General features: G+C 67.9%; 23 protein-coding genes. 11 read left to right on the plus strand and 12 right to left on the minus strand.

Annotated elements, in window-relative coordinates:
• The first annotated feature begins 105 nt into the window (after window positions 1–105).
• Window positions 106–270, plus strand: a complete 165-nt coding sequence (locus AB5S17_RS06950; RefSeq protein WP_369237590.1) for a hypothetical protein — start codon at window positions 106–108, stop codon at window positions 268–270.
• 9 nt (window positions 271–279) lie between these two features.
• On the opposite strand, the gene AB5S17_RS06955 is transcribed toward AB5S17_RS06950, so the two are convergent.
• Window positions 280–474 (minus strand): hypothetical protein, encoded by a 195-nt coding sequence (locus tag AB5S17_RS06955; protein ID WP_369237592.1) that lies wholly within the window; start codon window positions 472–474, stop codon window positions 280–282.
• A gap of 271 nt (window positions 475–745) precedes the next feature.
• On the opposite strand from AB5S17_RS06955, the gene AB5S17_RS06960 reads away from it, so the two are divergent.
• Window positions 746–982 carry a DUF1674 domain-containing protein gene (locus AB5S17_RS06960; RefSeq protein WP_369238312.1) on the plus strand — a complete coding sequence of 79 codons (237 nt, stop codon included), beginning with the start codon at window positions 746–748 and terminating at the stop codon, window positions 980–982.
• Window positions 983–1,344: 362 nt separating this feature from the next.
• Window positions 1,345–1,866 (plus strand): thermonuclease family protein, encoded by a 522-nt coding sequence (locus AB5S17_RS06965; protein WP_369237594.1) that lies wholly within the window; start codon window positions 1,345–1,347, stop codon window positions 1,864–1,866.
• Window positions 1,867–1,877: 11 nt separating this feature from the next.
• Here AB5S17_RS06965 and AB5S17_RS06970 read toward each other — a convergent pair whose 3' ends face one another.
• Window positions 1,878–2,444 carry a carboxymuconolactone decarboxylase family protein gene (locus AB5S17_RS06970; protein WP_369237596.1) on the minus strand — a complete coding sequence of 189 codons (567 nt, stop codon included), beginning with the start codon at window positions 2,442–2,444 and terminating at the stop codon, window positions 1,878–1,880.
• Between the two features lie 197 nt (window positions 2,445–2,641).
• Here AB5S17_RS06970 and AB5S17_RS06975 point away from each other — a divergent pair, with 197 nt between their 5' ends.
• From AB5S17_RS06975 to AB5S17_RS06985, 3 genes are all read left to right on the plus strand, one after another.
• Window positions 2,642–3,913, plus strand: coding sequence for a class I SAM-dependent methyltransferase (locus AB5S17_RS06975; RefSeq protein WP_369237598.1), 1,272 nt, complete (start codon window positions 2,642–2,644; stop codon window positions 3,911–3,913).
• A 78-nt stretch (window positions 3,914–3,991) separates the two neighbouring features.
• Window positions 3,992–4,354, plus strand: a complete 363-nt coding sequence (locus AB5S17_RS06980; protein WP_369237600.1) for a hypothetical protein — start codon at window positions 3,992–3,994, stop codon at window positions 4,352–4,354.
• 14 nt (window positions 4,355–4,368) lie between these two features.
• The gene (locus AB5S17_RS06985) at window positions 4,369–5,190 is read left to right on the plus strand and encodes an MBL fold metallo-hydrolase (protein WP_369237602.1); all 822 of its coding nucleotides are present in this window, start codon (window positions 4,369–4,371) and stop codon (window positions 5,188–5,190) included.
• Window positions 5,191–5,691: 501 nt separating this feature from the next.
• Here AB5S17_RS06985 and acs read toward each other — a convergent pair.
• The 3 genes from acs to AB5S17_RS07000 form a co-directional block, all read right to left on the minus strand.
• Window positions 5,692–7,641, minus strand: a complete 1,950-nt coding sequence (gene acs, locus AB5S17_RS06990; RefSeq protein WP_369237604.1) for an acetate--CoA ligase — start codon at window positions 7,639–7,641, stop codon at window positions 5,692–5,694.
• Window positions 7,642–8,140: 499 nt separating this feature from the next.
• Window positions 8,141–8,275, minus strand: coding sequence for a hypothetical protein (locus AB5S17_RS06995; RefSeq protein WP_369237606.1), 135 nt, complete (start codon window positions 8,273–8,275; stop codon window positions 8,141–8,143).
• A gap of 432 nt (window positions 8,276–8,707) precedes the next feature.
• Complete coding sequence (locus tag AB5S17_RS07000) at window positions 8,708–9,391, minus strand: YggS family pyridoxal phosphate-dependent enzyme (protein ID WP_369237608.1); 684 nt, start codon at window positions 9,389–9,391, stop codon at window positions 8,708–8,710.
• Window positions 9,392–9,796: 405 nt separating this feature from the next.
• Here AB5S17_RS07000 and leuS point away from each other — a divergent pair, with 405 nt between their 5' ends.
• The 3 genes from leuS (at window position 9,797) to holA (ending at window position 14,099) form a co-directional block, all read left to right on the plus strand.
• On the plus strand, window positions 9,797–12,415 hold the full coding sequence (leuS, locus tag AB5S17_RS07005) for a leucine--tRNA ligase (RefSeq protein ID WP_369237610.1): 2,619 nt from the start codon (window positions 9,797–9,799) through the stop codon (window positions 12,413–12,415).
• Entirely contained in the window at window positions 12,402–12,965 is a 564-nt protein-coding gene (locus tag AB5S17_RS07010) for a hypothetical protein (RefSeq protein WP_369237612.1), read from the plus strand. Before leuS ends, AB5S17_RS07010 begins: the two co-directional genes overlap by 14 nt.
• A gap of 84 nt (window positions 12,966–13,049) precedes the next feature.
• Window positions 13,050–14,099 carry a DNA polymerase III subunit delta gene (gene holA / locus AB5S17_RS07015; RefSeq protein ID WP_369237614.1) on the plus strand — a complete coding sequence of 350 codons (1,050 nt, stop codon included), beginning with the start codon at window positions 13,050–13,052 and terminating at the stop codon, window positions 14,097–14,099.
• A gap of 55 nt (window positions 14,100–14,154) precedes the next feature.
• On the opposite strand, the gene AB5S17_RS07020 is transcribed toward holA, so the two are convergent.
• The 4 genes from AB5S17_RS07020 to mnmG form a co-directional block, all read right to left on the minus strand.
• Entirely contained in the window at window positions 14,155–15,123 is a 969-nt protein-coding gene (locus tag AB5S17_RS07020) for a ParB/RepB/Spo0J family partition protein (RefSeq protein WP_369237616.1), read from the minus strand.
• Between the two features lie 73 nt (window positions 15,124–15,196).
• Window positions 15,197–15,982 carry a ParA family protein gene (locus tag AB5S17_RS07025; protein WP_369237618.1) on the minus strand — a complete coding sequence of 262 codons (786 nt, stop codon included), beginning with the start codon at window positions 15,980–15,982 and terminating at the stop codon, window positions 15,197–15,199.
• 143 nt (window positions 15,983–16,125) lie between these two features.
• Window positions 16,126–16,689, minus strand: a complete 564-nt coding sequence (gene rsmG / locus AB5S17_RS07030) for a 16S rRNA (guanine(527)-N(7))-methyltransferase RsmG (protein ID WP_369237620.1) — start codon at window positions 16,687–16,689, stop codon at window positions 16,126–16,128.
• 154 nt (window positions 16,690–16,843) lie between these two features.
• Window positions 16,844–18,739, minus strand: coding sequence for a tRNA uridine-5-carboxymethylaminomethyl(34) synthesis enzyme MnmG (gene mnmG, locus AB5S17_RS07035; RefSeq protein WP_369237622.1), 1,896 nt, complete (start codon window positions 18,737–18,739; stop codon window positions 16,844–16,846).
• Here mnmG and AB5S17_RS07040 point away from each other — a divergent pair.
• Together AB5S17_RS07040 and AB5S17_RS07045 are read left to right on the plus strand one after the other, a co-directional pair.
• Window positions 18,671–19,459, plus strand: coding sequence for a Uma2 family endonuclease (locus AB5S17_RS07040; protein ID WP_369237624.1), 789 nt, complete (start codon window positions 18,671–18,673; stop codon window positions 19,457–19,459). The two genes, mnmG and AB5S17_RS07040, sit on opposite strands and share 69 nt — an antisense overlap.
• A 223-nt stretch (window positions 19,460–19,682) precedes the next feature.
• Window positions 19,683–20,408 carry a gamma-glutamylcyclotransferase gene (locus AB5S17_RS07045; protein ID WP_369237626.1) on the plus strand — a complete coding sequence of 242 codons (726 nt, stop codon included), beginning with the start codon at window positions 19,683–19,685 and terminating at the stop codon, window positions 20,406–20,408.
• A gap of 115 nt (window positions 20,409–20,523) precedes the next feature.
• Here the strand turns inward: AB5S17_RS07045 and AB5S17_RS07050 are convergent, their stop codons facing one another.
• The 3 genes from AB5S17_RS07050 to AB5S17_RS07060 form a co-directional block, all read right to left on the minus strand.
• Entirely contained in the window at window positions 20,524–21,051 is a 528-nt protein-coding gene (locus tag AB5S17_RS07050) for a GNAT family N-acetyltransferase (RefSeq protein ID WP_369237628.1), read from the minus strand.
• Window positions 21,052–21,059: 8 nt separating this feature from the next.
• The gene (mnmE, locus tag AB5S17_RS07055; RefSeq protein WP_369237630.1) at window positions 21,060–22,493 is read right to left on the minus strand and encodes a tRNA uridine-5-carboxymethylaminomethyl(34) synthesis GTPase MnmE; all 1,434 of its coding nucleotides are present in this window, start codon (window positions 22,491–22,493) and stop codon (window positions 21,060–21,062) included.
• 228 nt (window positions 22,494–22,721) lie between these two features.
• Window positions 22,722–24,365, minus strand: coding sequence for an outer membrane beta-barrel protein (locus AB5S17_RS07060; RefSeq protein WP_369237632.1), 1,644 nt, complete (start codon window positions 24,363–24,365; stop codon window positions 22,722–22,724).
• Between the last annotated feature and the right edge of the window lie 347 nt (window positions 24,366–24,712).

The following is a 24,712-nucleotide window of genomic DNA, read 5'->3' on the forward strand; positions in this document are numbered from 1 at the left end:
TTTGTTAAAGTACCGGAGCCGATGCGCGAGGGCGTTGGCCGCCTCTCAGGGTGTCCGTGTCGAGACGGACCGGATGGATATTCGCAGACCCGCGGAGGATCGGCGATGGACGAGAGCATCGCATTGCTCAACATTCAGCATTTCCGCAAACTGCTGGAGAGCGAGACCGACCCGGCCAAGCGCGCCACGATTCGCCACCTTCTCGCCGAGGAGGAGGAAAGGCTCGCGGCCTCCCGCGCGAACAAGCAGCGCCTGCGCCCGAAGCCGTGACGGGCCGGCTCACGGCTTGTCTGCTTCCCGCCATTCGCGCCAGTGCGTCGGACGCACGTCGACGCTCGATCCACCCTCGGACCGAAGCCAGCCGTGCAGGGTCCGACGGCAGGGAAACACGAGCGCGTGCGGCCCTTCGTGATCGAGCACCGCCAGCTCGAGATCCCTGTCGAACGGGGCGCTGGAAATCGGTTGCCATTCCACGGCCCGCTATCCTCCTGACTTGACAGTTCGATGGTCACGCGAGGATGACGCCTGAAGCTAGTGCCTGCATTGATCCGGATCATGCCGACGCCCGTCTTCGTGACTTTCGGCCGCTCCGGCGCACAAACGCCTTCGACACGCGGCCGGGCGGCTTTCGCACGGCGGCACAAGTCCCTATCTGTCCGCCAGAGGTGCGGCCTTGCGACCGGATGCTAGTCTGCACCGTCAGCAAGCCTGGAGACCGACGGTGACCGACAAGCCGAATGCCGATCTGCTGCCCGCTGATGGCGGTGACGCCGCGAGCGGGCCGCGCGATCCCGCAGGACAGGCCCGTGCCCTCTCGCCCGCAGCCCGGCGCGCACTCGCCGAAGCCGAAGAGCGGCGCGCCCGCCACGCGGCCGAACGCGTCCATCCCTCCGATCTGCCGCCGGAGGTGAACGGACGCGACGGTCCGGAGCCGATCCGCTACGGCGACTGGGAGAAGAACGGCATCATCTCGGATTTCTGAACCGCATCGTCGTCGCGTCGAGCGCCGCGGGCAAAATAACGCCGGAGGCGAGCGGGTCGCGGTCCGGAATCTCTTGTTTCCGTCACCGCCGGTCCGCCCGCTCGCTTGCCTGCGGCGCCGGAGTTGCCACCGCCTACACCGCGATAGCTCAAACAAGACCAATCGTGATGGTTGTGGGTTGTCGCTCCTATCCTGAGGAGGCGCGGCCTCACCCAAGGGAACCTGACGGCGTTAGGGTTCGGTTAAGCATCCGGATCTGCGGTGATTGCTGGATCCTCACGGCAAGGCCGTGTGGACTTCCCTTGCCGGCGTCCTAGGAATATACTCCGAATCGCCACCTCATCTTTCGGAATGATCCACCCTTGCGGCACCGCACCATCTCCTCTTTCGGTTGTATTTCCTTCGCCCTGCTCCTGCTCGCGCCAATGGGCGCCGCGGCGCAGGCCGAGGTGGATTACTCGCGCCAGATCTCCGGACCGGTCGAGGCTCGCGTCACCAAGGTCAGGGACGGCGATACGGTGGAGGTCGAGGCCTTCGTGTGGCCGATGCAGACCGTGCATGTCGCCGTGCGCCTCAAGGGCATCGACGCGCCTGAGCATCGGGGCAAATGCCCGGCGGAGAAGCATGCGGCCGACGTCGCGACGGCGCGGCTCACCGCGCTCGTCGGCGACGGCACGGTCTCGCTGTTCGACGTCTCGGGCGGCAAGTACTACGGCCGCGTCCTCGCCCGGATCGGCACGGCGGACGACAAGGATCTGTCGAAGACGCTGCTGAAGGAGGGGCTGGTCGCGCCCTATTCCGGCGGCAAGCGTCGGAACTGGTGCGACGGCTCGCTGCCGGACAGCTTCAGCGCGGCCGACGTCGCAGGCCCCGGCCGCGGCTGAGCCGGTCCGGCCTATTCCTTCTCGGGCACCGGCACGTTGAACCCGTTCAGCGTCACCGAGACGAGGCAATAGAGCCCGACGAGATAGATCAGCTCGTTGGCGCCATGCTGACCGAAGGTCGTCACCGCCATGTCATAGGTCGGGCGCGGCAGCACCCCGCCGTTCACGAGCGCATGGGCGACGTCGTAGGCGACCTCCTCCCCGCCGGCGAGGCCGGTCGGCTTGACGCCGGCGACCAGCGTCGACAGGCGCTCCTCGCTCATCCCCTCCTTTTCGGCGACGGCCACATGGGCATAGATCTCGTAGGCCGCGTTGAAATGCGCGCCGGTGACGAGGATGGCGATCTGCCGCGCATTGTCCGTGAGGCTCGCCTGCATTGACATCGCCTTGGTGAGGTCCCAGATCGCGCCGCCGATCTGCGGCTCGTGCAGCCAGGGATTCCACGGACCCATCAAGGCGCCGTCCGCGCGGATCGCCTCGAAGGCGTTGAACTTCTCGCCGATGCCGGACTTCATGTCGTCGTAGAGCGGCTTCTGCTCTTCCGACAGCTCTGCGGGCGGGATCAGGGGCAGGCGCATGACAGCCTCCGTTGTTGCGGGCAGCGGGAATGCTGCGCCGCGAAAGATATCGCCCGCACCGTTGATGCCGAGGCCGTGTCGGAAAATTCATGTGCGGGCGGAAAGCCGCCGCGGCCGGCAATTGCCGCATGCCGCCGCAAACGCTAAGCCTCGGCGCACACGACCCGATCTGTTTCACGTGAAACTGGAGACCGCCCATGCCCACCGCCGAAGACAAACTCGCGGGGCTGGTGCGCCATGTCGTCGCCGCCTTCGAGCCGAAGGTGGCGGTGCGCCTGTGGACGGGCGAACGGATCGGCCCTGCGACGGGCCCTGCCATCACCCTGAACGATCCGGCCGCGATCGCCCGCCTCGCCATCCGTCCGTCGATCGCCACGGCGGTCGGTCTTTGGATGACCGGCGCGGTCGACATCGCGGACGGCACGATCTTCGATCTCGCGGCGGCGCGCTCGGACGTCAAGACCAAGGCGGCGCTGAAGCGGATCGACAAGCTGAGGGTCGCCCGCGCCCTCCCCGCGCTCTACGCCTTATCGCGCAAGACCAGGGGCGCCGGTCCCGCGGCGACGTCCGACGCCGGCGCCAGCGGCTCCTCCAAGTCGGCGATCCAGTTCCACTACGACGTCTCGAACGACTTCTACCGGCTCTTCCTCGACAGCCGCATGCTCTATTCCTGCGGCTATTTCGACGGCTGGCACGACGACATCGACAAGGCGCAGTTCGACAAGCTCGACATGATCTGCCGCAAGCTGCGCCTGAAGGACGGCGAGCGGCTGCTCGACATCGGCTGCGGCTGGGGAGCGCTCCTGATCCACGCGGCGGAGCACTACGGCGTCACCGGCCACGGCGTGACGCTCAGCCAGGCGCAGTTCGACCTCGCCCGCGAGCGGGTCGCGGCGAAGGGCCTGTCGGACAGGATCACCATCGAGCTGAAGCCGTTCCAGGAGCTGAGCGGCCTCTTCGACAAGGTCTCCTCGATCGGCATGTTCGAGCATGTCGGCTGGGACAATCACGACACCTATTTCGAGGCGGTGCGAAAACTCCTGAAGCCGAACGGGCTCTATCTCCACCATGCGATCACCCGACCGGCGAAGCAGACGGACAAGAAATTCCGGAAGGGGACGCGGGAGTACCAGGCGATCATCCGCTACATCTTCCCCGGCGCCGAACTCGACCACATCGGCCATACCGCGCAGTTCCTCGAGAAGCACCGGTTCGAGGTCCACGACGTCGAGGACTGGCGCGAGCACTACGCCCGCACCTGCCGGCTCTGGCACGACCGGCTGCTGGCGCGCATGGACGAAGCCTCGGCGCTGGCGGGCCGGGAGCGTGCGCGGCTGTGGCTGCTCTACCTCGCCGGCGTCTCCCTCGGCTTCGAACGCGGCGGCCTCTTGATCTACCAGACGCTGGCGTCGAAGCGCTCGAAGGGCCCGAGCGGGCTGCCGCCGACGCGGCGGGACCTCTACGCCTGAGCCGGCGCCGCACTCACTTCTGACGGTCGCCATTTCCGCCGCGAGCTCCAGCCATAGCTATCCGAGAAAATTCGACGAGTGGAGGCACGGGTGGACGAGGAGGCGATCTGGTCGCTCGAACGGGCGCTTTGGACGGAGGGCGCCAGTTGCTTCCGCGCGACGCTGGCGCCGGGCTGCGTGATGGCGTTTGCAGAGCCGGTCGGTCTTCTGCAGGGCCGCGACGCGATCATCGCCACGCTGGAGGGCGCGCCCCGCTGGCGGGCGGTGACGATGACCGACACCTTGACGGCGAACGTCGGAGACACGACCATCGTTCTCGCCTATCGCGCCTGCGGGATGCGGCCTGGCTCGCCGGATTATCGCGCCCTCTGCACCTCCACCTACATCCGGGGCGACGGCGGGCTCCTCCTCCTGCAGCATCAGCAGACGCCCATTCTCTGATCGGATCCTCCGCCTTGCCGACATCCTTCCTCTGCACCGCCTGCGGCACCGGCTATCCGCCCGCCGAGGCGCGCCCGAAACACTGCCCCATCTGCGAGGACGAGCGGCAGTTCGTTCCGCCGCCTGGCCAGGGCTGGACGTCCTTCGGGGCGATGCGGGACGGGCACCGTGCCGTCGTCGCCTATGACGGGAAATTCCTCGGGCTCGGCATGACGCCGCATTTCGCCATCGGGCAGCGGGCGCTGCTGGTGCGCACACCGGCCGGCAACATCCTCTGGGACCTGATCCCGCTCGTCGACCGGGGGATCGTCGACATCATCGACGGGCTCGGCGGCCTTGCCGCGATCGCGATCTCGCATCCGCACTACTACACCACCATGGCCGAGTGGTCGGAAGCCTTCGGCGGCATTCCCGTCCTCACCCATGCGGCGGACAAGGCGTGGATCCAGCGGCCGGGCGACCATGTCGCGCTGTGGGACGGAGAGCGGCGGGAGATCCTGCCGGGCCTGACCCTCATCCGCTGCGGCGGGCATTTTGCCGGCGGCACCGTGCTGCACGTCGCAGACGCTCATGACGGCAAGGGCGCGCTGCTCTCCGGCGACATCCTGCAGGTGACGCCCGGCTGCGACGGGCTCGGCTTCATGCGCAGCTACCCCAACTACATCCCGCTCGGCGAGACGGCCGTGCGGCGGATCGCGGGGGCGCTGGACGGGGTGACCTTCGACGCGGTCTACGGTGCGTTCTGGGGGCGCGTCGTGCCGGCGGACGGGCGCGCGGTGCTTGCCCAGTCGGTGGAGCGGCATATCCGCTGGCTCAGCGAGGACGATGATATCTGAGGCCCGCCGCGCTCGCCGTCTCTACGACAGGCGAGCGAGAGCCAGATGCAGGCGGGCCGCCCCCGAAAATCAAAAGGCCGCTCCCTTTCGGAAGCGGCCCCGTGATTTCCGTCAGCCGGCGGTCTTTGAAGACCGTCTAGCGGACTTCGACATTCTCAGGCGAAGCGAGGAGGCTGCTCCGTCGAACCACCGAGAATCAAAGATCCAGCCGGCATCAGATAATCACTCGACATTGGATCACCTCCTTTCGCTTCGTTGAACACGAGGGGGAGTATGGGGTGGATCTGCGGGTCTGACAAGCCCTTGTCGAAAAAAGCGCCAGCTCCACGCAAGACATTGATTCGCGAGAGAAGTCGGCAGAGGCGGAAGCTGTGCCCGACGACGTACGCACAGGACCTGCTCAAAGCTGCGGCAGGCGCCTGCCGCAGCTTCGATGAGCCTCCGAGGCCATCGCGCCCGAATGGCGGCGGCTCAAGCGCGCACCGACGCCAGCCGCCGCCGCTACCCCTTCCGGTTCTGCCGGTTGTCGATCAGATCGTCGACGACGCCCGGATCGGCGAGCGTCGAGGTGTCGCCGAGGGCGCCGAAATCGTCCTCGGCGATCTTCCGCAGGATGCGGCGCATGATCTTGCCGGAGCGGGTCTTCGGCAGGCCGGGCGCGAACTGGATCTTGTCCGGCGAGGCGATCGGGCCGATCTCGTTGCGCACATGCGCCACGAGCTCCTTGCGCAGCTCGTCCGATTCCTCCTCGCCCTCCATGAGGGTGACGTAGCAGTAGATCCCCTGCCCCTTCATGTCGTGGGGATAGCCGACGACCGCCGCTTCCGAGACCTTGGGGTGCGAGACCAAAGCGGATTCGACTTCTGCCGTGCCCATGCGGTGGCCGGAGACGTTGAGGACGTCGTCGACCCGGCCGGTGATCCAGTAGTAGCCGTCCTCGTCGCGCTTGGCGCCGTCGCCGGTGAAGTACTTGTTCTGGTAGGTCGCAAAATAGGTCTGCTCGAAGCGCTCGTGGTCGCCGTAGACCGTGCGCATCTGGCCCGGCCAGGAGTCGGTGATGCAGAGGTTGCCCTCGGTGGCGCCCTCCAGCACCGTGCCCTCGTTGTCGACCAGCTGCGGCTTCACGCCGAAGAACGGCCGCGTCGCCGAGCCCGGCTTCAGCGCCGTCGCACCCGGCAGCGGCGTAATCAGAATGCCGCCGGTCTCGGTCTGCCACCAAGTGTCGACGACCGGGCAGCGTTCCTCGCCGACGACGCGGTAGTACCAGAGCCAGGCTTCCGGGTTGATCGGCTCGCCGACGGACCCCAGCACCTTCAGCGTTTCACGTGAAGCACGCGTCACCTTGTCGTCGCCGGCGCCCATCAGCGCGCGGATCGCCGTCGGCGCGGTGTAGAAGATGTTGACCTTGTGCTTGTCGACGACCTCCCACATGCGGCCGGCATCCGGATAGGTCGGCACGCCCTCGAACATCAGCGTCGTCGCGCCGTTGGCGAGCGGGCCGTAGACGATGTAGCTGTGGCCGGTGACCCAGCCGACATCCGCCGTGCACCAGTAGATGTCGCCCTCGTGGTAGTCGAAGACGTATTCGTGCGTCATCGACGCGTAGACAAGATAGCCGCCGGAAGTGTGGAGAACACCCTTCGGCTTGCCGGTCGAGCCGGAGGTGTAGAGGATGAACAGCGGATCCTCGGCGCCCATCTCCTCCGGCGCGCAGTCGGCCGAGACGGTCTCGCGCACCTCGTGCCACCAGACGTCGCGCGACGCGTCGAAGCCGACATCGCCGCCGGTGCGCCGGACGACGAGCATCGTCGTGACTGCCTGTCCCGCCTTCGCGGCGATCTCACAGGCGCGGTCGGCGTTCTTCTTCAGCGGCACCTTCCGGCCGCCCCGCAGGCCCTCGTCGGCGGTGATCAGCACTTCCGACTGCGCCCCCTCCAGGCGCCCCGCCAGCGCATCCGGCGAGAAGCCGCCGAAGACGACGGAATGGACGGCACCGATGCGGGCGCAGGCGAGCATCGCGAAGGCCGCCTCGGGGATCATCGGCATGTAGATCGTGACGCGGTCGCCTCGTCTGACGCCGCGCGCCTTGAGGACGTTCGCCATGCGGCAGACCTCCTCGTGGAGCTGGCGGTAACTGGTCGCCCGCGACTCCGAGGGATCGTCGCCCTCCCACAGGATCGCGGTCTGATCGCCGCGCTGGGTGAGATGCCGGTCGATGCAGTTGGCCGACACGTTCAGCGTGCCGTCCTCGAACCAGCGGATGTCGACATGGCCGGGGGCGTAGGAGGTGTTCTTGACCTTGGTGAACGGCCTGATCCAGTCGATCCGCCTGCCGTGCTCACCCCAGAACCCATCGGGATCCTCGACGCTCCTGGCGTACCAGGCTTCGTAGGTCGCCTGGTCGATCTTCGCACGGGCTTTCCAGGAATCCTTCACCGCGATCGTGGTCATGCACTCGCCTCCCATCCGCCGCCGGCTTCGAGCGCCGGCCTTGCCGCAAACTTAGGGGAATTGCCGGGTCCGGGTCCAGTTTTTGTGGCTCATACTTTTCGCGCAGGGAGCGGCGGTCGGGGAGCCCGATCCGGTCGCAGGGCCCGGATCGTACCCCGATGGTCCGGACATCCGGAACCGGAGGCGGGGCCTTGATTGCTGGCAGCCTCTCCGAGTCGCAGGCGAAGCGCGGACGGCGTAAGCGGTCCGAACTCGCTGACATCTCGAGCGACAGGTTTCCCGCGTGTGCCGTCGAGATGTTATAAAGCACTAGTTGTCGTCCTCTGCGATTCAATGCAATCTCTAGTCGCCTAATTGGCCAAGGGATAAACCACATGACTTTCCGATACATTGCACCGACCGCCATGACGGCGGCCGCCCTGGCCAGCCTGTCTGCAATCGCCGCGACGACCGCCTCGGCCCAGACGGCTGTCTGCGTCAACCTGCTCGTCGGTGCGGGCTACGCAGCCTGGATGGGCGTGAAGGTCGGCGAGGGCACCACCTGGTCGTCGAGCTTCCCGATCGGCAAGACCCGGTGCATCGGCCTGCCCGTTTCGGGCATGGTCCAGGGCACGCCGTACTCCGTCGTCGTCAAGGCCGTCCTCGGCCGGACGGTGACCTGCAAGCCCAACAGCTCCCCTACCCCTCGGCGATCCCCACTCCGTCGTCTTCAACGCCTGGGGCACGACGCTTTCGCCGAAATGCGAGATGCCGGACGCCGAGGGCGCGGCCGACGTAGAGTTCCCCAACATGGGGCACCACCGAGGCCGGCCAGAAGGCCCTCGACAAGTTCCTCTCCAAGGGTCCGCAGGACTACCCCGGCGAGTGACGCAAACGCCGGGGACGGCGCTTGTCGGAGCGCTCGCCTCCCGGCCATGAAGAAGGCTGGACGGGCACGGAAAGGCCGCGCCCGGTCTCATGGCGGACGGCATGTCCCGGAGTGGCCTCCAAGCTCGATCGGCGCGACAGGCTCTGCTTCCTCCGTCTGCGGCGTCGGTAACCGACGGGCTTCCGGGTCTTGGCGACGTCAGCCGTAGTCGCGCGCGCCGAAGATCGCAGAGCCGACCCGGACGGAGGTCGCACCGAAGGCGATCGCCGTCTCGAAGTCACCGGACATGCCCATCGAGAGCTTCTCAAGACCGGCCTCCTTCGCGATCTTGGCGAGCAGCGCGAAATGGGGTCCGGGGTTCTCGTCGGCCGGCGGGATGCACATCAGCCCTTCGATCGACAGGCCGTACTCGTCTCTGCAGCGGGCGACGAAGGCGGCGGCCTCCTGCGGCGCAATCCCCGCCTTCTGCGGCTCCTCTCCGGTGTTCACCTGGACGTAGAGCCGCGGCGCCCTGCCCTGCTTCTTCATCTCCTTGGCGAGCTCGCGCGCGATCTTCTCGCGGTCGACGCTCTCGATGACGTCGAACAGCGCCACGGCATCGCCGGCCTTGTTCGACTGCAGCGGCCCGATCAGATGAAGCTCGATGTCCGGGAAGCGCTCCTTCAGCGCCGGCCACTTGGCCTGGCTCTCCTGCACCTTGTTCTCGCCGAAGACGCGTTGACCGGCTTCGATCACCGGCAGGATGGCGTCCGCCTCGTGCGTCTTGGAGACGGCGACGAGCGTGACCGAGCCGGCGGGACGGTCGGCGGCCTCCTCGGCCGCGGCGATCCGCCGGCAGACATCCTCATATCCCGCGGGTCGCTTTGCCGAAGTCTCGTCCATGCGGCATTTCCTTGTCGAAAAGAGAGTTCCGATTTATCTTTCGGAGTGGCCGCCGGAGCCGAAACTCCGACGACCGTCGCTTAGGTGATGATCTGGACCCGGAGTTCGACCAGCCAGCCGCTCCGGGTCCGTTTCACTCTAAGCGTGACGCAGAGTGGAATCATCCACATCGTTGTCACTCCGAACGAAGGCAAAGCCGTTGCCACGGCCGCGGTGGCTCATCCTCCGCGGCGGCGCCGGCTGGCCTTAGCGCCCCTGCTTCTGCCTTCGCGCCTCTATCTATGCTGACGCACCGGCCGCTTGGAAAGGCCGGCATTGCGCTTTCGCGCCCGCGCGGATAACCCCTTGCGTCAGCCGAAGCATTGGGCCGCAAGGCCCTTCCCGACCGCTGACGAGACATCCCGGATGACCACCGAACGCTACAATCCCCGCGCCGAAGAGCCCCGCTGGCAGTCCCGATGGGCCGAAGCGAAGCTGTTCGAGACGAACACCAGCGATCCCGGCGAGAAATACTACGTCCTGGAGATGTTCCCCTACCCCTCGGGCCGCATCCACATGGGCCATGTGCGCAACTACGCCATGGGCGACGTGGTGGCGCGCTACAAGCGGGCCAAGGGCTTCAACGTCCTGCATCCGATGGGCTGGGACGCCTTCGGCATGCCGGCCGAGAACGCCGCGATGCAGAACAAGGTCCATCCCGCGAAGTGGACCTACGAGAACATCGACACGATGCGCAAGCAGCTGAAGTCGATGGGGCTGTCGCTCGACTGGAGCCGAGAATTCGCGACCTGCGACGTCGAATACTACCACCGCCAGCAGATGCTCTTCCTCGACATGCTGGACAAGGGCCTCGCCTACCGCAAGAAGTCGAAGGTCAACTGGGACCCGGTCGACCAGACGGTGCTCGCCAACGAGCAGGTGATCGACGGGCGCGGCTGGCGCTCCGGTGCTCTGGTCGAGCAGCGCGAGCTGGTCCAGTGGTTCTTCAAGATCACCGACTATGCCGAGGATCTGCTCGCAGCGCTCGACCATCTGCCGGAGTGGCCGGAAAAGGTCCGGCTGATGCAGCGCAACTGGATCGGCAAGTCGGAAGGCCTGATGGTGCGCTGGGCGCTGGCGCCGGAAACCGCGCCTGCAGGCGAGAGCGAGCTGACGGTCTTCACCACCCGGCCGGACACGCTGTTCGGCGCGTCCTTCCTGGCGGTCGCCGCCGATCATCCGCTGGCGCTGAAGGCGGCGGAGACGAACCCGGCGCTGAAGGACTTCATCGCCGAGATCCGCCGCACCGGCACCTCGGCCGAGGCGATCGAGACGGCGGAAAAGCGCGGCATGGCGACGGGCATTACGGCCGTGCATCCGTTCGACCCGAACTGGACACTGCCGGTCTACGTCGCGAACTTCGTGCTGATGGAATACGGCACCGGCGCGATCTTCGGCTGTCCCGCGCACGACCAGCGCGACCTCGACTTCGCCCGCAAGTACGAGCTGCCGGTGAAGCCCGTCGTCCTGCCGCCGAAGGAGGACCCGACCGTCTTCTCGGTCTACGACGAGGCGTATGTCGAGGACGGGACGATCTACAACTCCGCCTTCCTCGACGGAATGTCGCCGTCGCAAGCTTTCGACGAGGTCGCGCGGCGGCTGGAGTCCTCTGAGCTCCAGGGCAGGCCGCAGGCCGAGCGCCGGGTGAACTTCCGCCTGCGCGACTGGGGTATCTCGCGCCAGCGCTACTGGGGCTGCCCGATCCCGGTGCTCCACTGCGAGGCCTGCGGCGTCGTGCCGGAGAAGCGCGAGAACCTGCCGGTGAAGCTGCCGGACGACATCGAGTTCGGCCGGCCGGGCAATCCGCTCGACCGCCATCCGACCTGGCGCCAGGCGACGTGTCCGCAGTGCGGCGGTCCTGCTTCACGTGAAACCGACACGATGGACACCTTCGTCGATTCCTCGTGGTATTTCGCCCGCTTCACCGCGCCGCATGCCGACGAGCCGACCGATCCGCAGGCGGCCAACGCCTGGCTCCCGGTCGACCAGTATATCGGCGGCATCGAGCACGCGATCCTGCACCTGCTCTATTCCCGCTTCTTCATGCGGGCGATGAAGGCCTGCGGGCATCTCGACATCGACGAGCCGTTCAAGGGCCTGTTCACACAGGGCATGGTGGTCCACGAGACCTATCGCGACGGCCGCGAATGGGTGCCGCCGGCCGACGTCAGGATCGATGAGGTCGACGGCGCACGCCGCGCCGTCCGCCTCTCCACCGGCGCGCCGATCGAGATCGGCTCGATCGAGAAGATGTCGAAGTCGAAGAAGAACGTCGTCGATCCGGACGACATCCTCGCCTCCTACGGTGCCGACACCGCCCGCTGGTTCGTCCTCTCCGATTCCCCGCCCGACCGCGATGTGATCTGGTCGGAAGCCGGCGTCGAGGGCGCCCATCGCTTCGTCCAGCGCCTGTGGCGGCTGGTCAGCGAGACCGCACCGCTCGTCCGCGGCGCGACGGGCAACGCCACCGAGGGCGACGAGACGGCGACGGCCATCCGCCGCGCCGCGCATCGCACTGCCGCCGGCGTCGCAGACGACATCGAGCGCCTTGCCTTCAACAAGGCGATCGCCCGCGTCCACGAGCTGGTCAACACGCTCTCCTCCGCGTTTTCCGGCTTCACCGCCACGCCGAGCGCGGCTCAGAAGGCGGCGGCGGCCGAGGCGCTGTCGATCCTGACCCGCCTCATCGCGCCGATGATGCCGCATCTCGCCGAAGCGTGCTGGCGCGAGCTCGGCGAAGACGGCTTCGTCGCCGCGACGCCTTGGCCTGCGGTCGATCCGGCCCTCCTCGTCGACGACACGGTCACACTGCCCGTCCAGATCAACGGCAAGAAGCGCGGCGACTTGACCGTGCCTGCCGACGCCGGCAAAGCTGACATCGAAAAGGCCACGCTGGAGCTCGACGTCGTCAGGTCGGTTCTCGGGGCCAACCCGCCCAAACGCCTGATCGTCGTTCCCGGGAGAATCGTCAATGTCGTCGTCTGATCGGGCCCGGTCGCGCACTCCGCGCGCCGCCTTCGCCGCCGTCGTCGCAGCCGCGATCCTGCCCGGCTGCACGGCCGGCCCGATGTATGGCGATCACGGCCTGACCAATCCGGCCACGACGGCGCTCGCTCCGGGACAGACAGTGGCCGGCCTCAAGGGCCGGATCGCCATCAACCAGGCTAATACGCGCAGCGATCAGATCGTCCGCAACGCCCTCCTGTTCCGGCTGAACGGCGGCGCGAAAGTGGCTGAGCCGCTCTACCAGCTGAACCTCTCCGCGGACGGATCGGAACAGGGCATCGCGATCGAGGAGGGCGGCGTCGCGACCTCGGCGATCTACACGATGCGGGCAACATACCAGCTGGTACGTCTCAGCGACCACCGCACCATCGCCACCGGCACGCGCATCGCGACCATCCCGTTCGACCGCACCAACCAGCTCTACGCGAGCGAACGCGCGCTCCTGAACGCGCGCCAGCAGGCCGGCGAGCAGCTTGCGGCTCAGGTCGAACTGGCGGTGGTGACGGCGCTCAAGGGCGCGCCGGCCTGAGGCAGGCGCGAAGGTCCGGCTTCAGGTCGCGGTGACCTGGCCGCACCAGAAGAGCAGCACCACTTCCAGGGCAGCGGAGCGCGCATGGCGCAGAAGAAGGCATCCGAGGTCGAGGCGTTCCTGTCGCGTCCGGACTTCTCGTTTCCGCTCGTCCTCTTGTACGGCCCGGATCCCGGCCTCGTCTCCGAACGCGCCGACAAGATCGCCGAGGCCTCGGGCGTCGACCGCAACGACCCGTTCGCCGCGGTGACGCTGGCGGCCGACGAGCTCGAGAAGGACATCGGCCGGCTTTATGACGAAGCGCGCACCGTCTCGATGTTCGGCGGCAAGCGGCTGATCCGCGTGCGCGGGGCAGGGGCGGGCAAGGCATTGTCGGAGGCCGCCGCGGCGCTCGGCGCTGAAAAGCTCCAGGACGCCACCATCGTCATCGAGGCCGGCGACCTCAAGGGCGGCGCGGCGCTGCGGACCAATGTCGAGCGCGCCAAGTTCGCCATGGCGCTGCCCTGCTATCAGGACGAGGGGCGCGCGCTCGACCAGATCATCGATACCGAACTGAAGGCCGCCGGTCTCACCATGGACAAGGAGGCGCGCGACGAGCTGCGCTCGCGCCTCGGCGCCAACCGCATCGCCTCGCGCGGCGAGGTGAAGAAGCTCTGCCTCTACGCTCTGGGAACCGCGACGGTGACGGCGGAGGACGTGCGCGCCATCGTCGGCGACGTCTCGGCCGACGCGCTGGACGAGGCGATCGATGCGGCGGTCAGCGGCGAGGTGAAGCGCCTGCCGCATCTGATCGACCGGCTGACCTCGGCGGGCACGGCGACCTTCCAGCTGCACCAGGGACTGCTGCGCTATTTCCAGCAGCTCCTGGCGATGCGGGAGAGCGTCGAGCGGAAGGGCGAGACCGTCGCACGGGCGATCGAGCGCCGCCGGCCGTTCTTCCGCCGCCGCCACGCGATGGAAACGGCACTGTCGGCCTGGACGTTGGCGGAGATTTCCGCCGCCCTGTCGCGGATCGAGGCCGACATTCTCGCGAGCCGCAAGGAAGCGGCGCTGCAGCTGACGATCACAAAGAAGACGCTGCTCGATATCGCGGTCGAGGCGGCCCGGCTGAAGGCGCGCGGCCGCCGCGGCTGAACTCGGGCGGGGCAGGGGGCCGCCAGGGATGCCCTGCCGCGCGCCCGTGTCGGCATCACCCCGCGGCGCGCAGCCGCCGGTCCTCGGCTTCGTCACGCTTCATGTCGCGCAGCATGGCGAGGATCGTCTCGAGCTGCTGGCGATCGGCGAAATCGATCCGCAGCGAGCCGCCCTTGCCCTTCGGCTTGATCGCCACCGGCAGGCCGAGCCGGTCCGAGAGCCAGCGCTCCCGCTCGACGAGCTCGCCATCCTTCTCGCGCGGTGCCCGCTCGCTACGCGGGTTCATCAGTGCGTCCCGAAGCTCCGCCAGCGCATCCGGATCGCGCGCTAGGGCCTCCGCCTCACGGACGCTGAGCCCGTCCTCGACGATCTTCTTGGCCAGCGCCAGCGGGTCGCTCGCCGTCACCACGGTGCGCGCGGCCCCGGCCGACAGCAGCCCCGCCTCGACCATCGCCCGCACCTCTTCCGGCAGCTTCAGGAGCCGCAGCGTGTTGGCGACGTGGCTGCGGCTCTTGCCGAGAATCTCGGCGAGGTCGTTCTGGGTGTAGCCGTGCTCGTCGATCAGTGTCTGATAGCCCTGCGCCTCCTCGACGGCATTCAGATCGGCGCGCTGGACGTTCTCGATGATCGCGATTTCGAGGGACTGGCGGTCGTTGATGTCGCGCAGCACCGCCGGGACTTCCGTCAGTCCGGCGATCTGCGCGGCGCGCCAGCGGCGCTCGCCGGCGACAATCTCATACGCATCCGTACGTCCTGGCCGCAGCCGCAGCAGCAGCGGCTGGACGACGCCGTGGCTGCGCACGGAGGCGGCCAGATCCTGGAGATCCTCCTGATCGAAGGCCCGGCGCGGATTGTGCGGGTTGGGCGAGATCCGATCGACCGGCACCATGCGCTCCGGCGCAATGCTCGCCTCCTTCGGCTGCGGCGCAAAGCCCGGCACCGGCCGCGCCGGCGCCGCGACGCCGGAGCCGATCAGCGAGGCGAGTCCGCGGCCGAGGCGCTGGCGGGATCTGTCTTCGGTCATGTCTCAACTCCCGATCGGGTCTGTCGTCTCCGCCCGCCGAGCCGGTCGCATCGGCAGGAGAGGGGCTTGTCCGTCACGCCGCGGCGAGCCGCCGCTCGCGCTGGATGATCTCGGAGGCCAGTTGGATATAGGCCTGGCTGCCCGGGCACTTCATGTCGTAGAGAATCGCTGGCTTGCCGAAGGAGGGGGCTTCGGACAGGCGGACATTGCGCGGGATGACCGTGTCGTAGACATGCTCGCCCATGAACGCCCGCACGTCCCGCACGACCTGGGCCGCGAGGTTGTTGCGCCCGTCATACATCGTCAGCACGATGCCGTGCAGGTCGAGCATCGGGTTCAGGCTGTCGCGGACCTGCTCCACCGTCTGCAGCAGCTGGCTGAGGCCTTCCAGCGCGAAGAACTCGCACTGCAGCGGCACCAGGATCGAATCCGCCGCCGCCATGGCGTTGATCGTCAGGAGATTCAACGAGGGCGGGCAGTCGATCAGCACGAAGTCGAACTGCGGGGTCTCGACCTGATGGAAGTGCAGCGCGTCGCGCAGCCGGTAGGCGCGGCCGGTGACGCCGGAAATCTCCATCTCCAGGCCGAGCAGATCCATCGTGGACGGGATGACCGACAGGTTCGGCACCGCCGTCTGCATGGCCGCCTCGGAGATCGACGCGCTCTCCTTCAACACGTCGTAGGACGAGATCGCGCGGTCGTCCTTGTCGATCCCGAGCCCGGTCGAGGCGTTGCCTTGCGGGTCGAGGTCGATCAGGAGCGCGCGCTTGTCGATCGCGGCGAGCGCCGTTGCGAGGTTGATCGCCGTCGTCGTCTTGCCGACGCCGCCCTTCTGATTGGCAATGGTGATGACACGCATGGGCTGTCCGGCTGCTACCGCATCCATCATCGGCTCGATCCCGTCTCCGCGTGACGAGGAACGGCGGCGCTTAGTGCGAAGCCAGACTGTGCCGAACGCCCCGTCCGCTGCAAAGGGCCTTTCCCCGTCGCTCGAAGGCCACGTCAGCGTGGCGCGATGTCAGAGATCTCGAGCACGACCGATCCGTCTTCGAGGTCTGATTCGTGCTTTACCATGCTGAATCGCCAATGGGCAGACGCTTCGGCAATTTCCTGTTCATGACCGCGCCCCTTCTGGAAGAAGCAGGGGGTGCCGGGCCGGATGTGCGGCGCGACGAGACGGCAGAGCTGGTCCAGCGAGGCGAGGGCCCGGGCGGTGACGAGGTCGGCCTGCGCGAGGACCGGCCCGCAATCCTCGATGCGTGCGGCATGGACGGTGCCCCGCGCGCCGATCTCGCGCTGGGCGGCGCGCAGGAACGCCGCCTTCTTGGCATTGCTTTCCACCATGTCGACCGTCGCTTCGGACCGGCATGCGGCGATGACGAGCGCCGGCAGCCCGCCGCCGGAGCCGAGATCCACCACCCGATCGAACCGGGGAAGACGCCGTGCGAGGAACAGCGAGTCGGCGACGTGCCGCGTCCAGACATCGCCGATGGTCGAAGCCGCGACGAGGTTCGTCCGCGCCTGCCACTCCGTCAGCAGCGCCACGTAGCGGTCGAGCCGCTCCAAAGTTTCACGTGAAACGTCAACGCCTCTGATGAACTCTTCGCGTCCTGCCGCCTGCTGCCGCGCGACATCAGCCGCCTTCGGCTTCGGCCCAGCACTTGCGGGCCTTGGCGGCTTGCGCTTCGGCGGCGAGGTCCATTCGGCGTGCGGATCCCGGTCACGCCGCACGGGACGTCTCCGACCGGCGGATGGCGAGAAGGATCAGGGCGAGCGCCGCCGGCGTCATGCCGTCGATCCGTTCGGCCTCGGCGATCGAACGCGGCCGGCGCGCCACCAGCTTCTGCCGCAACTCGTTCGACAGGCCGGGGAGGGCGGTGAGGTCGAGGTCGTCGGGGATCGCCCGCGCCTCGTCGCGGCGCAGCCGGTCCTGATCGCGCTGCTGGCGCTCCAGGTAGACGTCATAGCTCGCCTCGATCTCGATCCGCTCGCGCGTCGCCCGATCGATGGCTGCAAGCTCCGGCCACACGGCGGCGAGCCGCGGCAGGTCGATCCCGGGCTGCGCCAGCAGCTGCCAGGCCGAACGGCGGCGGCCGTCCTGGTTGATCGCGATGTCGTGCTTCGCGGCCTCCGGCGGCGTCAGCGTCAGCGCCTCGAGCTGCGACCGCGCCGCGGCAATCCTTGCCTCACTGGCTTCGAAGACCGCCTCCCGTTCGGCATCCGCGATCCCGAGCGCGATCGCCAGAGGCGTCAGCCGCCGGTCGGCATTGTCGGCCCTCAGCGACAGGCGGAACTCCGCCCGCGAGGTGAACATGCGATAGGGCTCGGTGACGCCGGTGCGCGTGAGGTCGTCGATCATCACGCCGATATAGGCGTCGGCCCGGCCGAGGATCACCGGCTCGGCCCCGCCGGCGAGCCGCGCGGCATTGAGGCCCGCGACCAGCCCCTGCGCCGCCGCCTCCTCGTACCCGGTCGTGCCGTTGATCTGGCCGGCGAGGAACAGCCCGTCCGCCTTGCCCACCGCCAGCGATCGATCGAGCTCGCGCGGGTCGACGTAGTCGTATTCGATGGCGTAGCCGGGCTTCAGGATCGCGACGTGCTCCAACCCCGGGATCGAGCGCAGGAAGGCCTCCTGCACGTCCTCGGGCAGCGAGGTCGAAAGGCCGTTCGGATAGACGGTGTCGTCGTCCAGCCCCTCCGGCTCCAGGAAGACCTGGTGGCCGTCGCGATCGCCGAACTTGACGATCTTGTCCTCGATCGACGGGCAGTAGCGCGGCCCGGTGCCTTCGATCCTGCCGGAATAGAGCGCCGAGCGGTGAAGATTGTCGTGGATGATGCGATGCGTCGCGGGCGTCGTCCGGGTGATGCCGCAGTCGATCTGCGGGTTGGCGATCGCCGTCGTCAGGAAGGAGAAGGGGACCGGATCTTCGTCCGGCCGCTGCATCTCCAGCCCGGCCCAGTCGATCGTGCGCCCGTCGAGCCGGGCGGGCGTGCCGGTCTTCAGCCGTCCGAGGGTCAGGCCCAGCCGGGCGAGCGTGCCGGAGAGGCCGACGGTCGGATCCTCGCCCATGCGGCCCGCCGGGATCTGCCGGTCGCCGAGATGGATGAGGCCGGAGAGGAAGGTGCCGGTGGTGATGACCACGGCGCGGCAGGCGATCCTGCGCCCGTCCGCGAGGACGATGCCGGCGACGCGGTTCTCGGCGTCGAGCGCAAGATCGAAGACGTCGCCTTCGAGAACGTCGAGATCGTCGTGCCCGGCGAGCGCTGCCTGCATCGCCTGGCGGTAGAGCTTGCGGTCCGCCTGCGTCCGCGGCCCGCGCACGGCTGGTCCCTTGCTGCGGTTGAGGAGGCGGAACTGGATGCCGGCCGCATCCGCCACGCGGCCCATCAGCCCGCCAAGCGCATCGATCTCACGCACGAGGTGGCCCTTGCCGATGCCGCCGATCGCCGGGTTGCAGCTCATCGCGCCGACCGTGTCGAAGCGGTGGGTGACGAGGAGCGTCGCGGCGCCGGCCCGCGCCGCCGCGCTCGCCGCCTCGCAGCCGGCATGGCCGCCACCGACGACGACGACGTCGCAGGACGAGGGAAGGGGCCGATCGGCGGCGAGAACGGTCATGGCGGCAACAAAGGGTTCGGGTGGCGGTGCGAGGGCAGGCTGGGTCAGCCCTCCAAGGCCGATCCGTTTCGCTGCACGCTCTTTCGCGGTAGAGTGTCTATAGGTGAAACGGACCGGACGAACAACGCCGGCGGCGGGAAGGACGCTGCGAGCATGAGCCTTCTGGAGACGAAGCCCTGGACGGTGGCGGAGTTCTTCGCTTGGCAGGAGCGCCAGGAGGACCGATACGAGCTCGTGGCCGGCTTCCCGGCCAAGATGATGACGGGCGCTTCGAACCGGCATGATATCATCACAGGCAATCTGCACGGGGAACTGCAGACGCGGCTGAAGGGCAAACCCTGCCGTCTGATTACGGGCGACGGTGCCGTCGAGACTTTTCCCGGCCAGATCCGACGGCCCGACGCCGGGATCGACTGCGGCAGGGTCGAATTAGACGGTTATCTCTCGGCCGAGACGATCGTCGTCTTCGAAGTTCTCTCGCCGTCCACCCGCGACTTCGACCGTCTCCGCAAGGTGGAGGAGTACAAGGCGGTGCCGACGATGCGGCACGTCGTTGTCGTCGAGCCCATGCGCCCGCAGGTGCTGATCTGGTCGCGCCCGGAGGGCGCCGATTGGGCAGCACTGGAAGTCTCCGGCCTGGAGGGTGTCGTCGAGCTTGCGGCCGTCGGCATCACGCTGCCCATGACCGACATCTACGATCGGCTGGAGTTCGGTGACTGAGCCAGACCGTCGGCCGCCAAGTGGCTGACATGAAGAGTCCATCTTCCGAGACCCGGCACGGCAACGAGCGTCCTACTCGAAACCGCCCTCTGAACGCCACGTCAACGGCGCAAGGCTTTACGCGTCCCGCCAATGCGGTAGGGTGCGATGCACCACGTCGGCCTATTCCGTCAGCAGCTGACGGCAGTGGCTGAAATTGCATCAGCAGATGTCAGGACCTTCCGTGACAGACGAGCCGGCCTCCCGAGACGTCACTCCCTCCTCCCTCGCCCTCACGCCCGAACTCGTCGCCCTCACCATCCGGCCGGAGCCGGAGCGCGATCCCGAGCCCGGCTGGACTCAGCTCAGCGAAGACGAACTCTCCGACCTCGTCCGCCGCTACGAGGATGAGAGTCGCGGCGAGCCGCTGTGGGTCTTCGCCTATGGCTCGCTGATCTGGAAGCCGGACTTCGACGCGATCGACCACCGCCGGGCCTCGGCCTATGGCTGGCACCGGTCCTTCTGCCTGAAGATGACGCGCTGGCGCGGCTCGCCGCAGCAGCCGGGCCTGATGATGGCGCTGGAGCGCGGCGGGCGCTGCGACGGGGTGATCTACCGCCTGTCGGAGGAGGATCGGGCAGGGCAGCTGCGCCGCGTGCTCTTCCGTGAGATCCGGTTCCGCGAGACAGTCGACATGGCGCGCTGGGTGCCTGTCCATACCGCTGAGGGCAAGATCAGGGCGCTGACCTTCTGGGCCGGCCCGACCGGGGACCGCATCGCCAGCAAGCTGCCGCTCGACGAGGTCGCGCACATCCTGGCGCGCGCGTGCGGCCATGCCGGCTCCTGCGCGGAATACCTCTTCAACACGGTCCAGCACCTGGAGCAGTTTGGCATTCGCGACCGCAACCTTTGGCGGCTGCAGCAGCTGGTGGCGGACGAGATCCGGCAGATCCACGACGTCGCCGCCTGAGCCTATCAGCGGATCGCGTTCGGGGACTGCCGAGGCTCCGATCGAACGGCGGACCGCCGCGACGCTTTCGAGGACTTGGGCAGGAAAGAAGGCACGCACCGCTCGGCCGTGGCTGTCAGTCCGGCCGTGTTGGCGGCTCGCGCAAGCGCGCCATCCAGACCGTATCGACGAGCTGACCCTCCCGCAGGACGGCGGCCCGCGCCACGCCCTCCTCGACGAAGCCGGCGCTCTCGTAGAGCGCGATCGCCGCCTCGTTGTCGACCATGACGTCGAGCTCGAGCCGGGCGAGGCCGAGCCAGTTGTCGGCAAGGTCGATCAACGCCGACAGCAGCTGACGACCGATCCCGCGCCGAAGATACGCGTCGTGAACACCGAGATTGACCTGCCCGACATGAGACCGGCGTCCCGCGAGCCGGTTCAGGCTGGCGAGCCCCACTACCTCCTCGCCGATCACGGCAACCAGCGTCGTCAGTCCGGCCGGCCGGTTCTCGAACATCCGCCGCCGCGTCGCCTCGATCGACTCGAACGGAAGCCGCAGCGTGTTGCGCCGGAAACCGGGCAGGCCGATCAGCCGGTTGATGCTTTCCGCATCGCTCGCCTCGGCCGCGCGAAGGAGAAGGTCTGGCTGGTTGAAGGGCGACACGGCCTCTCTCACTTCCCGATGCAGAATTCGGAGAAGATGACGTCGAGGAGATCCTCGACGCCGACCTGACCGGTGAGCGCACCCAGCCGGTTGGACGCCCGGCGCAGCGTCTCCGCACCGATCTCGGCCGGAGCATCTTCCGCTTCCAGGAAGCCTTCGAGGATCCGCACCGTGTCGGCGATCAGCTCGCGCTGCCGCGTCCTCAGCGGAATGCCGGCCTCCACTCCGCCGGCGGCATCCCGGGCCAGCTCGCCGATCCGCGCGACCAGATCCGGCAGCCCTTGGCCGGTCTTGGCGGAGACGGAGAAGTCGAAGCGGAAATTCGTCCACTCGCCCCCGAACATCGCGCCGATGCCCTTGGGTGCCGGCCGGTCGATCTTGGTCCGGATCGTCAGGATCTTCCGGCGTCCCTTCGAGGTGCCCTTGGCGATGTCCTCCATGGCGGCGTCTGCGGCGAGCATCATCGGGTGTTTCACGTGTGACAGGATGTCGGTGATCCGCGCCAGGGGCCCGTGCCCGGAGGAGTGCGGGTCGACCAGCGCCAGGACGAGGTCCGCCGCCTCCATGACCGCCCGGGCCCGTTCGATCCCGATCGCTTCCACCTGGTCCGCCGTCTCGCGGATGCCGGCCGTGTCGGAAAAGCGGACGGGAATGCCGCCGATGTTCAAAGTTGCCTCGATCACGTCCCGCGTCGTGCCCGGAACCTCCGTGACGATCGCCACCTCGCGGTCGACCAGCGCGTTGAGCAGGCTCGACTTGCCGGCGTTCGGCGCGCCGACGATCGCGACCTTGTAGCCCGAGCGCAGGATCTCGCCCTGGTCCGCCCGGGCAAGATGCGCCCGCATCGCCGCGACCAGCGCCCCGACCGCGCTTCGAGCGTCGCTGCCGATATCGGCCCCGACATCGCCCTCGTCGGCGAAGTCGAAGGATGCCTCGAGGCGCGCACGGATCTCGGTCAGCCGCGTCATCCAGCCTTCGTAGATCGCGCGCAGCGCTCCGCCCGCCTGCGCCACCGCCGCCCTGCGCTGCCCCTCGGTTTCGGCCGCAATGAGATCGGCGAGCCCTTCGGCCTCGGTCAGGTCGATCCGGCCGTTCTCGAAGGCGCGGCGGGTAAACTCTCCCGCCTCTGCCAGCCGCACGCCGGCCCGTGCCGTCACCGCCTCCAGCAGCGCTGCGACCACCGCGCGTCCGCCATGGACGTGAAACTCCGCGATGTCCTCGCCGGTCACGGTCTCCGGACCGCCGAAGAAGATCGCGATCCCCCGATCAATCGTCCCGCCTGCGGCATCCCGCAGCCGCCGCAGGCTGGCGCGCCGATCCGGTGCGACAGAGCCGGCGACCGCCTCCATCACGCCGCGCGCCTCCGGTCCGCTGACGCGCACGACTGCAACGCCCGAGGGGAGGGCGCCGGAGGAGAGCGCGGCGATGGTGTCTGATTGCATGCCGGGATCTCTCCGGTGGGGTTCGCGGGAACCTCGCGAAAGAGACCAGCTTCCGATGCCTCATGCAACCACGATCCGCCGGGGCGGCGCGGAGAGGCTGCGTGGGACGACGCCGGCATTGCCGGCCGCCCGCTTCTCACGACGCGGACGCGCCCGTGTTCGAAGGGGGATTGCGCTGCAAATGCGCGAGGCTGGCAGCGCGTCGGGAACCGACGCGCTGTGACCGGATCAGAACTTGTAGCCGGCCTGAGCGATCAGGCCATAGCGCTCGTACCGGTAGGTGTCGTTCCGCGCGATGGGCGTCCCGCCGAAGACGTCCGATCCCCGCGTGGTCCACATCGACCAGTAGCGGCCCCCGACGCCGAGGTTGAAGTGCGGGGTCACGGCGTAGGATGCCATCGCCTGGAACTGCGCGCCCCTACCCTCTCCGGATTCGTCGATGACGAGGTCGCGCAGCCAATGATTGTCACGTCCGTCGAAGTGGACGTAGGGCAGATAGGCGACGTCGCCGGAAAGTGTCAGCCGCGGCGTGACCGCGACCGCGGTCGACAAGCCGACACGCATCGAGTCCCAGTCGTCCGTCTCGGTGATGACCGCCGTGTTCGAGATGGCGGGAGCACAGATTCCCGAAGCCTGCAGAGCGATCTGCTCGCAGTTCGTCGCCGCATATTGCTCGTGGACGTGATTGTAGCCGACGAAGGCGCCTGCCTGGAAGCCGCTCCCCTGCAGGACGTTGTATCCGAGGTCGATGGTGGCGTAGTCGAGATTGGTGTTGCGCAGATCGGACCGTGTGTTGGAATAGCCAAGGCCCCAATCCTCGTCGTTCAGGTGGCCGTCCACGATCTTGCCGAGCCCCGCATACCCCTTGAGGAACAGGTTCCAGGGCGAGTCCACGCGGCCGTAGAGTTCGCCGGAATGCGCCGTCAGCCCGTCGTAGGTGAGGCGAGAGACGAGGCTGCTCGACGAACCGGAATCGAGCGGCAAATCCTTCTGGAACCGCCCGGAGCTGTACCAGTAGCGCACCCCGCCCTCGAACTCCCAGCCGGATGGCATGATCGTCGCCGCCGGTGCTGCCGGTGCCGCATCCCACCGCGCCCGCGGATCGGCCCCGAACCGGTAGTTCAGGCCGACCTTGAACAGGTTGAGGCTCTGATCCACCTTTGCGCCAGCCGATGGGACGAGAAATAGGCTACCGTCGGGCGCTGTAAGATAGCTTTCGGGGCTCGCCAGCCCGGCATCGCCGATCCCCAGATAGTCATACTCGAACTTGACGGACCAAGCCGGCGCGATGGCCTGCTCGATCCCGGCGCCGGCCGTCCAGCCCCAGGTCGTTGCGTCGCGGCTCGTCGCGTTCGACGAAGAGATCGCGGTCGGATTGTTGTTGGTCGTCGCGTTCAGCCGGTTGTGCAGGACCGCCGCACCACCCTTCACGTAGAGCAGAGTGTGGCCATCCTGTCCCGCGGCATAGCCGAGCCGGCCCGTGAGCGTGCCGGAAAAGTCCGGTTGCGCCCCGCAGGTCGAGGAGGTCGCCTCTCCCGCAAAGGCGAAGCAGGTTTCGGTTCCACGGGCATCCAGCCAGTCCGCGTCGGCCGCAACGCCCAACACCCAGCTCGCGCCGGGGACCTGCCAGTCGTAGCCGATCACGCCGCCGAGCAGAAAGCCGGGGGTGCGGACGCCATCACCAAAGATCGACGGGCCGTAGGGATCGGAGACGTTCTGCGACTGCGACGCGAAGCCCGCGTTCAAGCCGCCATAAGCACCCGTCCAGCTCCACGCTGCCGGTGCCGTACCCGGCCGAAGGTCACCCGCCGCGGCGGGTTGAGCCAGGCCGAGCGCGAGGAGCGAGACGCCTCCGATGAGCCACGTCTTCATGCGCACCAATTCCTTTCCGGAAAGCCCTGAAGCAACGGAGTCTAACGCTGCCGGTTCGTCGGGGGCTTGTAAGTGACGCTTCGGTGCTTGCTTGCGACGCGACACGCCGTCAAGCCGGTTGGCGACGCCGGACGAGCAGATCACTAAATGCGATGCAGAATTGCGACGGATGTGACGAGGCGGTCACATTCTGGCCCGTACGAGTCATTCGGACAGCTCGAGCGGCCTGCGGAGACGTCGAGACCGGCCAGGCGCCGCATTGCGATCTGGGTCCCCGTGATCCGGCTCCCGAGCCGTCCAGATCGACCGGCGTTCGCGGTCCCCGAGACGATCGCGAACCCGCCCGG

Source organism: Jiella sp. M17.18 (assembly GCF_041027365.1).
In the GTDB taxonomy this organism is placed as follows: domain Bacteria; phylum Pseudomonadota; class Alphaproteobacteria; order Rhizobiales; family Rhizobiaceae; genus VKMB-3413.